The sequence below is a fragment of the Halodesulfovibrio aestuarii DSM 17919 = ATCC 29578 genome (assembly GCF_000384815.1).
In the GTDB taxonomy this organism is placed as follows: Bacteria; Desulfobacterota; Desulfovibrionia; order Desulfovibrionales; family Desulfovibrionaceae; genus Halodesulfovibrio; species Halodesulfovibrio aestuarii.
The window spans coordinates 980,809-992,843 of sequence record NZ_ARQF01000020.1; the positions used below are offsets into that span (position 1 = coordinate 980,809).

Below are 12,035 nucleotides of genomic sequence, written 5' to 3' on the forward strand. Positions count from 1 at the left end.
TCGCTGCAGCGCGAAGGAGTCCGACAATGGATATTCTCGACCTTATTAAAAGCAGAGACCCTAATGAACGTGAATTTCATCAGGCGGTTACTGAAGTTGTAGAATCTATCAAGCCAGTCCTTGATCGCAACCCTCATTACCGCAGTGCGAATATTCTTGAACGTATTGTTGAGCCTGAACGCGTCATTATGTTTCGAGTTCCATGGGTTGATGACGATAACAACATTCGCGTTAACCGCGGGTTTCGTATTGAAATGAACAGTGCTATCGGCCCTTACAAGGGAGGCTTGCGTTTCCACCCTTCGGTAAACCTTGGTATTCTTAAATTTCTCGCATTTGAACAAGTTTTTAAAAACGCACTCACCAGCCTTCCGATGGGTGGCGGCAAAGGTGGTTCCGACTTTGATCCTAAGGGTAAAAGCAACATGGAAATAATGCGCTTTTGCCAGAGCTTCATGACCGAGCTGTCCCGCCACATAGGCCCTAATACCGACGTTCCAGCAGGAGATATCGGCGTAGGCGCTCGTGAAATCGGCTTCATGTTCGGTCAGTACAAGCGACTTCGTAACGAGTTTACCGGCGTGTTGACAGGTAAAGGATTAGACTGGGGTGGCAGTCTTGTCCGTCCGGAAGCAACAGGGTACGGCGCAGTCTACTTCGCAGCTGAAATGCTAGCTGTTGATGGCCGAACTCTTAAAGACACCCGCAGTCTCGTATCCGGTTCCGGTAACGTTGCACAGTACGCAATGGAAAAACTCATTGAACTGGGTAGCATTCCAGTTACGTTCTCTGACTCCTCAGGCTACATTTATGATGAAAAAGGTGTCGATCAGGAAAAACTTGCGTTCATTAAAGAGCTCAAAAACGTACGCTTCGGACGTGTTAGCGAATACGCGGAAGAGTATCCTGAGGCAGTATACGTGCCTGTTGACCCAACCGCTGACTGCAACCCGCTGTGGAATCACAAAGCGGACTGTGCATTCCCTTGTGCTACTCAGAACGAAATTAACCCGAAAGACGCTGCTAATCTTGTAGCCAACGGCGTTAATGTTGTCTCTGAAGGTGCAAACATGCCTACAATGCCTGAAGGGGTCGACCTCTTCATTCAAGAAAAGATAATGTACGCTCCGGGCAAAGCTGCGAACGCAGGAGGCGTATCTGTTTCAGGACTTGAAATGTCCCAAAACTCCATGCGTATCAGCTGGAGCCGGGAAGAAGTTGATAATCGTCTGCACATGATTATGAAAAACATCCACAAACGTTGTCTGGATACCGCACAATATTACGGCACTCCGCGTAACTACGTGAATGGCGCAAACATTTCCGGTTTTACCAAAGTTGCTGATGCGATGATGGATCTGGGAGTAGTGTAACACAAAAAAAAGTGTGTTCTCTGAACACAATCTATCTATTTTAACGAAGCATATATGACATCATGTATGCTTCGTTTTTTTTATTACGAGTAGCTCCTGTACCGCTCCCCATACTCATTCTTCAACCAAGCGGCACTCTCTGAAATTGCGGTCATCCATTGCTCTAACAGCCTGCAAGTGCTACAGATTACAGGAAGGCACCTCCTTTTTTAGACATATACATGCTGAATAGTGGCACCACTCTTTTCTTACAAACACAAAAAAGACAGCATGGCGACGTCGTTGCCGGGTTTCCTTCTTCTCAACAGAAAATTCCAAATTCACCCACAAACGAGCGGGGCACTATGGCACTTTCTGATTTCTGTCACAGAATTACAGCTGAAAATAAATTTACCGTCTATCACGATCTCATGCGCGAAAAGGTAAAGCACATCCTTCTTGTATCTTCCCCGTATGATGCATGGGTTATGGAAGAAGACTGTGACCTTTCTGAACGCCTTGCAAATGAGTACCGCGGCTTAAACCTCAGCTCACCACCACGGCTTACATGGCTTTCATCACCGGAAGATATCCCCGCAGCCCTGCAAGCTCGTGCAGCAGAAATGGTTATTCTCATGTCCGGACTTGCAGAACCGGAACTTATTAACCTTAAACAACGTATTGATTCATTTGTTCCGCACCTGCCGGTGGTTGTACTCACCCATAGAGAAATTAAAGAAAGTGCACGTCTCAAACGTAAGGATTTAGATCACTGTTTCTTATGGACAGGTGACGCCGAGCTTCTTCTGGCTATTGTAAAGCTGACAGAAGACAAAATGAACATTGCGCATGACACGCAGGAAGCCGGTATCCGCAATATTATTCTTGTTGAAGATTCCCCAAGCTACATTTCATCATTTCTTCCTATCCTCTATCGAGCATTGGTTCAGCAGGCACAAGCTGTTATACAGGAAGGGCTTAATCAGGAGCACAGACTCCTCGTCATGCGCGCACGACCTAAAATACTTGTTGCTGAAACATTTGAAGGAGCAATGGAATATTTCCGTCAGTACGAACAATACGTACTGGGAGTTATTTCTGATGTACGGTATCCGCACAATGGTGTGCTTGACCCTTCAGCAGGGGTTACCCTGTTGTCTCTGATAAAAAAAGAACGCAAAGATATTCCACTTCTGCTGGCAAGCAGTGAATCAGTAAACAAATGGTATGCAAAGGAAATACCCTGTGAATTTATTGATAAAAATTCTCCGCTTTTGTTGGCAGAACTTCATAAGTTTGTCAGTGAGCATCTCGGTTTCGGTGATTTTATCTTCCGCAACAAAGATGGAATAGAAATAGACCGAGCACATACAATGTTTCAGCTTCAACAAAAGCTGGATCAAATACCGGCCGATGTCTTTCTTGAGCACTGCCTGAATAATGATTTTTCACGCTGGTTCTTTGCCCGCACAGAAACCGAACTTGCTTGCGTCATGCGCCCTCTTACAGCTGAAGACTTTGAAAACAGTGTAGAAACCATGCGCACCTTTGTTATCCAACAAATTCGCAACAGGCTTCAACAACGGCAAAAAGGCGTGGTTGTTACCTTTAAAGAAAATAACTTTGACCCGCAGACAGATTTTTTAAAAATTGGCGAAGGTTCCATAGGCGGTAAAGCCCGTAGTCTCGCCTTCATGTTTCGCCTTATCGAGCAAAGTAGCTGGCTGAATAAAAAATACCCGAACATAAACATTATCACGCCCAAAGTGTTAAGCATTGCCACGGAAGGCTTTGACAGCTTTTTGCGATTAAACGACCTTGGATATCTTGCGGATGAAGATTTTAAGGATGAAGAAGTCATAGCAATATGCCTTAAGGCAAAGCTCCCTGAATGGCTGACGCGAAAGTTACGAATCTTTTTAGATAAAATAAAAACACCGCTGGCAGTCCGTTCTTCCAGTCTACTCGAGGATGCACAATATCAGGCATATGCAGGTTTATATTCCACAGTAATGCTCACCAATACACACCCGGATATAGAAGTGCGTTACGCAGAATTAGCAACCGCTGTCAAAAAAGTATATGCATCTACTTTTTTCCAATCACCCAAATCCTTTTCGCGTCGCGTCAAATTACGTACAGATGAAGAAAAGATGGGGGTAATTATTCAAGAAGTTATCGGTAGGCGCTTTGATGACTACTTTTATCCAGCCATTTCCGGTGTCGCACAATCAAAAAACTTCTATCCATTCGGAAGAATGAAAACAGATGACGGCATTGCATCAATCGCCATGGGACTTGGAAAAACGGTTATGGACGGAGGACAAGCGTACCGTTTCTGTCCTAAGTGCCCCCATGTGCAACCACAATTCATAGATTTGCAGGAAACGCTCAAAAATTCGCAAAACACATTCTATAGTCTTTATATGGGAGATCCAAATCTTGCGCCAAAAGTAGAGGAACAGGAAGGTGCCCTTGTGCAGCGCAGGGTCTATAATGCAGAACCGAACGGACCAATCTCATTTCTTGCGAGCAGTTATTTGCCGCAGGAGGGAATAATTCGAGAAACTGCCTCTATTCCGGGTAGCTCAAAGGTTCTACTCTTTGCGCAGGTACTTAAACACGGCCTGTTTCCACTTCCAGACCTGCTTAACGATGTGCTCTCATTAGCTGAAGAAGCAATGGGCGGGCCAGTTGAACTGGAATTTTGTGTAAATATGGATATGGATGGTTCCAATGCAGAATTTGCATTGCTGCAATTGCGGCCAATGAGCTCACTCTCAGGATTATCCGCAGTCACCATTACCAAACAAGAACGCGCCGCGGCCTTCTGCTATTCAAAACATGCATTGGGTAATTCCGAAAGCAATGACATCTATGATATTATTTTTATCCATCCGGATGATTTTGATGTAGCAAAGACTCTCGAGATTAAGCAGGAAATACTGGAGTGTAACAAACAAATGCTGCGAGAAGAGCGCAAATATCTTCTCGTAGGCCCTGGTCGATGGGGGACATCCGACCGATGGCTCGGAGTGCCCGTCATTTGGAACGATATCTCCGGAGTTTCTGCCATTGTTGAAGCATACACAGAACATCTACGCGTTGAGCCTTCTCAAGGATCGCACTTCTTCCATTGCATCACCACACTAGGTATCAACTACGTTATGATAACGAACTCCAACGATGAATTTATTCATTGGGAATGGTTAACAACTATTCCTGTTCACTATAAAGGCAAGTTTATAACCCACATACGTTTTGAGTCTCCAATCACTATCAAGGTAGACGGACGTACCGCCGAATGTACAATGTTAAGACCAAGTTCCCATACCCCGACCATGCCCATCGTATAACAAACTGACTTTCCTAACTATAATCATTAACTTTTAGTGAATGTTGTAGCTATGCAACATTCACTAAAAATATAGCTATCACATAGCCACCGCTTATTCGTTGATATTCAAAGGTTTTTACCTTGTGATGCATTTACGAAACATTCAGCAAAACAACCACCCCTTTTGCGATGCTTTTTTGCAACATGAAGGACTGTACATCATTATATTCCTTCATGAGCAACCCCCCGTAATTATACATTTTAAAAAAAGAAGCGTTTTTTTTACAACTTGGCATCGCAGTTGCTATATACTAAGCAGCTTTTCAAAAAAGCACCTATGGTATCCTCTAACACAGTGAAATTGAGAGTAACTGCCATTACTCATTTCACCTCCAGACTAGTTTACCTAAACTTCCTTTTTCTATCTGTCTCCCCCCGCTGTAATTGCGCTTTAATGGCGGGGGATAGTCAGATAGCCTGAATGTTCCACGAATATTTCCTGCAGATGCCCTGTACTCATAATGAGAACAGGGCATCTCTTGGTTTTAATGACAGCCTTCCTGCAAAGCTATAATTTGACGCAGACAGTCCTTTTTGAAACAGTATGCACAACCATGACAGATTTTTTTTCTCCTGAGCTAGGGTACACCGCACTATTTTTTCTCAGCTTTCTTGCTGCAACAATACTTCCGCTCGGATCAGAGTGGTTGCTTATTGCCATGGTTGCAGGCTCATATGAGCCTGCATCATCCGTACTTGTCGCAACAGCCGGTAACACACTGGGCGCATGTACTACCTACGCCATCGGAATCTGGGGCGGAGCCTACATTATCCACCACATCCTGCGCATGGATGAAGCTGCACAAGCAAAAGCACAGCGCTTCTACTCCCGATGGGGATCATGGTCACTGCTTCTTTCATGGGTGCCTGTGATCGGCGACCCGTTGTGCCTTGTCGGCGGCATCGCGCGTGTGCGATTTCCCCTTTTTCTTCTGCTTGTTCTCATCGGTAAATTTGCCCGCTATGCCCTTCTTGCCTGGATCACCCTGCAGGCAACGTAGTCACGTCCGGCTTCTTCACTTCATTATTCTTTCTCCTCCCCCTTATAAAATGCTCTTCAGTGGTCATTAAAAGACTATACACCTGCCCTCTCTATGTTAGGATGGAGCAAACATTTTTTTGACATGCTAAAAATCCATTTTCATACACTGGAGGACGATATGCGGACAATCAAAAATATCCTTGTAGCAGTTGATCTTATGGAAGACAGTTCATTTGTTGCATCATATGCAAAACTATTTGCTGAAAAATTAGGTGCTGACGTTTTGGTGGTCTACGCTACTCCCCCATTAAGTCAGTACTTTGGGTTATACCTGCCGCAAGACACCATCGCGAAATTCCATGAAGACACAGAAAAAGGCGCAATTCGTGAACTAAAAGAGTTTGTAGAAAAGCACTTTACAGGCATTAATGTAAAACAACGGCTCGCAAACGGTCACCCTCAGGATGTTATCCTTGGTGTTGCAAAAGAAGAAAACTGCGATTTGATTATTATGGGCACCCACAGCCGGAAGGGTGTGGATCGAATTATGTTTGGTTCGGTTGCTAACCACGTTGTAAAACGGGCTGATATACCTGTTATGACTGTAAGACCAGACATGTAGACGAAGTTCTGATTTTTAAACATCCACAGGAGGAACTATGCGTACTATCAAAAACATCCTCGTTCCTGTTGACATCATGGAAGACAATGCATTTTTCGTCGAGTATGCAAAACTGATGGCTGAGCAATTTAATGCGAAAATTACTCTACTATATGCCCGTCCACTTTTGGATCGCTTCTACGACGTGTATCTTACAGATGAAATTATTGAACAAATAAAAGAAGACTCTAAACAGCGCGCCCTCCAAGAGCTTGAAAAAATTGCCAAAGAACAACTTGATGGTATCGATGTATTCATCAAACTACGCCGTGGTCAGCCACAGGATCTAATTCTTGAAATGACCGAAAGTACTGAATTTGATATGGTAGTTATGGGAAAACATTGCCGCAGAGGCGTAGAACGTGTGCTTTTCGGATCAGTTGCAAACCGGGTAATAAAACAGTCCAGCGCTCCTGTCCTGATTATCCATCCAGATGAATGCAAGATTGGCTGACACCCCACTCGCAGTAAGTAGATAAGAAACTTGCGCTTAACTGATATTCTTTGATTAACTTCTTCGCATAAAAAAACAAAAAGCCCCTTCCTGTGATTTGTTCAGGCAGGGGCTCCTTTATTGCTCATTACTAATTTTTTCCTTTTTATCTATTAATATTACAGGTAAAAAGGATTACAATACATTTTTTACATGCAAACAGCATAACGGGAAGCTCTCAAAAATGTAACCCTTTACAAACATAACTAAATTGCTTCTGCGTAACGCAACACATTTTTATTACACTTTCTCACAAAGATAAACGCAGCCGTCTTTTTTTGTTACCTATTTTTTTGTAGGGTGTTAAAAAAAAGTAATAATCAATTCTTTTTATTTGCAGAAAACGATTTTATGGTTGCAAAAACACATTTTTTAGTATTGATTACCATTACTGAGTGACTAATAGAACAATTGTTGTGTTCTGTTATAAATATTCAACAATTTTTGCTAAACCTTGGCGTACGATGCCTGCTTTAACAGGACGAAAGCCGAAGGGGGTTAATGTATGGACGTAGTAATGCTGTCCAGAATTCAGTTTGCAGTAACTGTGTTCTTCCATTTTATTTTCGTACCATTAACGCTTGGACTGTCTGTACTGCTTGCCATCATGGAAACCATGTATGTGCGTACTGGCAACGAAATGTACAAGCGTATGGTAAAATTCTGGGGTAAATTATTTATTATCAACTTCACCCTCGGTGTTGTTACCGGCATCACTCTTGAGTTCCAGTTTGGTACTAACTGGTCCCGTTACTCTGAGTATGTAGGTGATATTTTTGGTTCTTTACTTGCTATCGAAGCAAGTACGTCTTTCTTCCTTGAATCTACTTTTATTGCGGTATGGTTCTTCGGTTGGAAAAAAGTCTCCAAAAACGTCCACTGTATGTGTATTTGGCTTGTAGCACTTGCTTCCAACATGTCTGCCTTCTGGATCATCATGGCAAACGCGTTCATGCAAAACCCTGTCGGCTACAAAATGGTTGAAGGCAAGCCACAGCTTAACGACTTTTTTGCAGTTATTACAAACCCGTACGGCATTGGCGAATTCGCCCATACAGTATCCTCTTCATGGATGGTTGGTGGTATTTTCGTACTTGGCATTTCCGCATGGCACCTATTACGCAAAAACGAAATGGAACTGTTTAAAAGTTCCTTTAAAATTGCTTCCATTTTCTTCCTTATTTTCTCAATAACTACCGCGATAGCAGGTCACCATCAGGGACAGGTTGCAGCTAAATATCAGCCTGCAAAATTGGCAGCTATGGAATCCCACTGGGAAACAGGCACCAATGTACCTATGTACCTGCTGACATGGCCTAATGCTGAAAATACCGGCAATGCCATTCAGGCTCTGCCTTTGCCTGGTGCGTTGTCGATCCTCGCATACAACAACCCACAGGCAAAAGTTATCGGCCTGAATGATATTCCAAAAGAAGACCGCCCTCCAGTGCTGCCGACCTTCATTACCTTCCGGCTTATGGTTGGCTTAGGCTCCTTCTTCCCACTTCTTGGTATTGCCCTGTTCGCTTGGCGTAAAAAGATTGAAGAAAAAAGTTTTGTTCTTAAAGTACTTCCTTGGCTTATTCCGCTTCCATACATTGCCATTATGTTAGGTTGGACAGTAACAGAAGTTGGTCGCCAGCCATGGATTGTCTACAACATGCTCCGAACCTCAGCCGCGGCTTCTCCAATTGAAGCCTCCATGGTTGTCTGGTCTATTGTCGCCTTTACCCTGATTTACACCTTCCTTGGCCTGCTGGATATCTACCTGCTGAGGAAGTACGCAATGAAAGGCCCTAAATAGACCGACAGGACAAATCCTAAGCAATCAATAGAGAGGTTTTTTGTATGACTCTTGAACTTATATGGTTTTTATTGTGGGGAGTCCTCTGGGGCGTCTACTTCGTGTTAGACGGTTTTGATCTGGGGCTCGGAACTCTTTTCCCGTTCTTTGCGAAAAACGAACGCGAAAAACGTGTTCTGTATAATACAGTGGCTCCATTCTGGGATGGCAACGAAGTATGGTTAATTGCAGCTGGCGGTATAACTTTCGCTGCATTCCCAAAAGCATACGCTATTATGTTCAGTGCACTCTACGCACCGCTTCTCATCATTCTGTTTGCTCTCATCATGCGTGCAGCAAGCTTTGAGTTCCGTAATAAAGTAGATTCTGATGGCTGGCGTAAAATGTGGGATATTTTCCAGTTCCTCGGCAACTTTGTACCAGCTCTGCTTTTCGGTGTCGCTTTTGCCAATATTTTCCAAGGCATTCCTTTTGATGCAAACGGCGTATATCATGGAAGTATTATCCAACTGCTCAACGTGTATGGCATCATCGGCGGACTGTTCTTTGTAATCAACTTTGCAATGCACGGTGCAATGTGGCTTTCTATGAAATCAGAAGGGCACATTCATGACCGCGCTATAAACTATGCTAAAAAATTGTGGGTATTCACTGTAGCTCTGGCTATTGCATTTCTCGCAGCCACTGCCATCTACACTGATTTATTCGTAAACTACCAGAAGAGTGGTATGCTGCTTGTTATCCCTGCAATTGGCGTAACGGCACTGCTTATGGTTCGAATATTCCTTGCTGGTGGCCGTAACCATCTTGCATGGATCAGCAACGCAATCTCCATCTTCTTTATAATCATGTTCGGTATAGTGGGGATGTTCCCGAAACTGCTGCCTTCCAATCTCGATCCGGCAGCATCCGTAACTATCTTCAACGGTGCATCCAGTACCCTTACCTTGCAGATTATGCTCGGCGTAGTGGTAGTGATCATCCCGCTTGTCCTTCTCTATCAGTTATGGGCTGTAAGACTGCTCATGCATGTAGTAGACGACGAAGTGCTCGATTCTGACGAATCCTACTAGTACCAAGCACAGTACATAAAAAGAGGGCAGCCCTATAAGATAGGACTGCCCTTTTTTATTAACAGTAAGGCTCGGTTAGAGACTATAAAAAACTTACACAACCGGTAGCTGTCCTCAAAAAATGAGGGCTTTCAGCTAACTACGGTGAAACAAATTTTTAACGCCTCATCGGCAAACGCGTCGAAAACATCTCATTGAGAGATGATGAAACTTAGTTCTTACCACAACACTTTTTGAATTTTTTACCGGAGCCGCAAGGACAAGGCTCATTACGACCTACCTTTGGAGTCTCACGACGGTAGGTATCGTGGTTTTGAACCATACCTTCTACATAGAACCAGTCTTTGCCTTCTTTACGGAAAAATGCATGCTCGTGCATTTCCTGTGGTACGCCGCCAAGTTTGTAGTTCGCAACAAACTCAACTTCACCTGTCACATCGTTTTCGCCACCATCTTTGGTGCCGAGGATATCAAGACCAGTCCATGTAATTTTTTCAGACCATTCTTTTATTTCCTCTTCAGAAAGATCTCCGCGCATATCTGGATGAACAGAACTACCAAGATATTCATAGCTTCCCAGTACATGTGCAGAGTAACGGGAACGCATAAGAGCCTCTGCAGTAGGAGCAGGGGTTTGGCCGGAAATAATTGGCTCACAACATGCAGAAAATTCAAGATCAGAACCGCAAGGACATTTTGCCATGATTTATTCCTCTAACTTTATTTAAATTTTTTAGTATATTTCAATTGATAGCATTTTCAAAAAATCAGATTGTAACAATCAAATATCTTCCAGCAAAAAAGCAACACACAGTCGCAGCAACATATTTCAAGATAGTCACAACGTAGTGCAGTGTGGGTACAACATTCAAAATACTCTGGCAAGGCAACTCTATTTTGTCAAAATAACAAGCAATTTATAATAGCATCTGAGCCTGATTGCTGTGATATTTCCTTGCAACCATTCTCTTCATGTTTCTATGTATAGTTAAATATAGAAACAAGACTACGCAGCGAACACAACCTCTTTAATCATTATGGGACTATTGCACATGCCACAAGAGGCTCATTATCGAGAACGCAGGGCAATGACACGTTACCCCCACCCGTTTACTGCATCCATAGCTGAATTTGTATTTCCTATGTCCTGCCAGCCGGAATTTAAGGCTGAATGTTTAGACATGACGTCCAAAGGTGCCATGCTGGAAGTCTGCTCAATAATTCCAAAAGGAAGCGTGCAGCAAGTAAGCATCGAGCTACCCGGATTTGAAAAAAAATTGCATAAGAACAGTCTGTTAAATTGCGACAGTCCATATCAGATTCGCGTTGTTTCACGAGTAATCTGGGCAACGGTCAAAAATGACACCTCTGTCATTGGTATTGAATTCTTAAATATGAATAAAAGTGCTGAGCAGGCATTGGCCCGATATCTAAAAGAGAAACGCACACAAGGTCTTCCTGACAATAAATCATAATTTTACAAAGTGTGTCCACTACACATTATCTATGCACAGGTGTCATCGAAAAAGGTCGTACAAAACAGTATGGCCTTTTTTTTGTCATTATGAATAAATTACAATTAGATGATGCCCAATGACATCAGTTTTCTTCTTCTTAAAAAAAAATAACTCGCCCAAAAAACGTCTTCAAGACAGATCTGTCGTACGTTCCCATCCAATCGTATCTTTTCACAAAGTCAAACGTCTTTAATGTTCATTGACACAAACAGACTGTTTCCGCATATTTATAATGATTCAGCCACCTTGCTCATGCCCAGTTCGTCCCTGCCGAGCAGGAAAAACAAAGGACACAATCATGGCAGAACCATCGCATACGACCCGCAAAAAACAAGAAATGCTGTCTTTTCTTTCTGAATCGTTTAAACAAAAAATTCAGCATGTTCCTATTCAGGAAGAAGTACAAAACGATATTCAAAGAATCATGCTCGCGCTTGGGTATGCCATTGCGCTCACCCCAACAGGAAACACAGCTTTTACACTCCAGACCCAATATAAAGGAATTGAGGTCCGTGTCTGGGTTATGAATGAACTCCAGAATGGATGCCCCAGTTCATTATTGGAGACAGTCTGGGTTGGTTATTATACACATGGCGACCAACGCGAAATGGTCGAAGATTTTGAATATCCGCGGCTTATGGATTACTTACAGAAAATTCATCCTGAAATATTTAGCTCTTAAAAACTTCATATTTCAGGTTACAAAATTATGGCGCCAATTTATCTAAGTTGACGCCATATTTTCCTGCGGCTATG

The 12,035-nt window shown here is 43.1% G+C and carries 10 protein-coding genes; 9 read left to right on the top strand and 1 reads right to left on the bottom strand.

Annotation, left to right across the window (positions count from 1 at the left end):
• Positions 1-26: 26 nt before the first annotated feature.
• From gdhA to cydB, 7 genes are all read left to right on the top strand, one after another.
• On the top strand, positions 27-1,373 hold the full coding sequence (gdhA, locus tag F461_RS0110360) for an NADP-specific glutamate dehydrogenase (RefSeq protein WP_020001089.1): 1,347 nt from the start codon (positions 27-29) through the stop codon (positions 1,371-1,373).
• A 344-nt stretch (positions 1,374-1,717) separates the two neighbouring features.
• The gene (locus F461_RS0110365; protein WP_143154827.1) at positions 1,718-4,708 is read left to right on the top strand and encodes a PEP/pyruvate-binding domain-containing protein; all 2,991 of its coding nucleotides are present in this window, start codon (positions 1,718-1,720) and stop codon (positions 4,706-4,708) included.
• A 595-nt stretch (positions 4,709-5,303) separates the two neighbouring features.
• Positions 5,304-5,750 carry a YqaA family protein gene (locus tag F461_RS0110375; protein WP_026364728.1) on the top strand — a complete coding sequence of 149 codons (447 nt, stop codon included), beginning with the start codon at positions 5,304-5,306 and terminating at the stop codon, positions 5,748-5,750.
• Positions 5,751-5,909: 159 nt separating this feature from the next.
• A complete protein-coding gene (locus tag F461_RS0110380; RefSeq protein WP_020001093.1) occupies positions 5,910-6,353 on the top strand; it encodes a universal stress protein in 444 nt (147 codons plus the stop codon).
• Positions 6,354-6,390: 37 nt separating this feature from the next.
• Positions 6,391-6,846 carry a universal stress protein gene (locus F461_RS0110385; RefSeq protein ID WP_020001094.1) on the top strand — a complete coding sequence of 152 codons (456 nt, stop codon included), beginning with the start codon at positions 6,391-6,393 and terminating at the stop codon, positions 6,844-6,846.
• Positions 6,847-7,390: 544 nt separating this feature from the next.
• Positions 7,391-8,689, top strand: coding sequence for a cytochrome ubiquinol oxidase subunit I (locus tag F461_RS0110390; protein WP_020001095.1), 1,299 nt, complete (start codon positions 7,391-7,393; stop codon positions 8,687-8,689).
• A gap of 44 nt (positions 8,690-8,733) precedes the next feature.
• Complete coding sequence (cydB, locus tag F461_RS0110395) at positions 8,734-9,762, top strand: cytochrome d ubiquinol oxidase subunit II (protein ID WP_020001096.1); 1,029 nt, start codon at positions 8,734-8,736, stop codon at positions 9,760-9,762.
• 211 nt (positions 9,763-9,973) lie between these two features.
• Here cydB and F461_RS0110400 read toward each other — a convergent pair whose 3' ends face one another.
• On the bottom strand, positions 9,974-10,465 hold the full coding sequence (locus F461_RS0110400; protein ID WP_020001097.1) for a YchJ family protein: 492 nt from the start codon (positions 10,463-10,465) through the stop codon (positions 9,974-9,976).
• A 349-nt stretch (positions 10,466-10,814) separates the two neighbouring features.
• Between F461_RS0110400 and F461_RS0110405 the strand changes: the two genes are divergently transcribed.
• The gene (locus F461_RS0110405; protein WP_161624758.1) at positions 10,815-11,237 is read left to right on the top strand and encodes a PilZ domain-containing protein; all 423 of its coding nucleotides are present in this window, start codon (positions 10,815-10,817) and stop codon (positions 11,235-11,237) included.
• 340 nt (positions 11,238-11,577) lie between these two features.
• Positions 11,578-11,961: a hypothetical protein gene (locus tag F461_RS17675; protein ID WP_020001099.1), complete on the top strand. Its 384-nt coding sequence runs from the start codon at positions 11,578-11,580 to the stop codon at positions 11,959-11,961.
• Positions 11,962-12,035 lie beyond the last annotated feature (74 nt).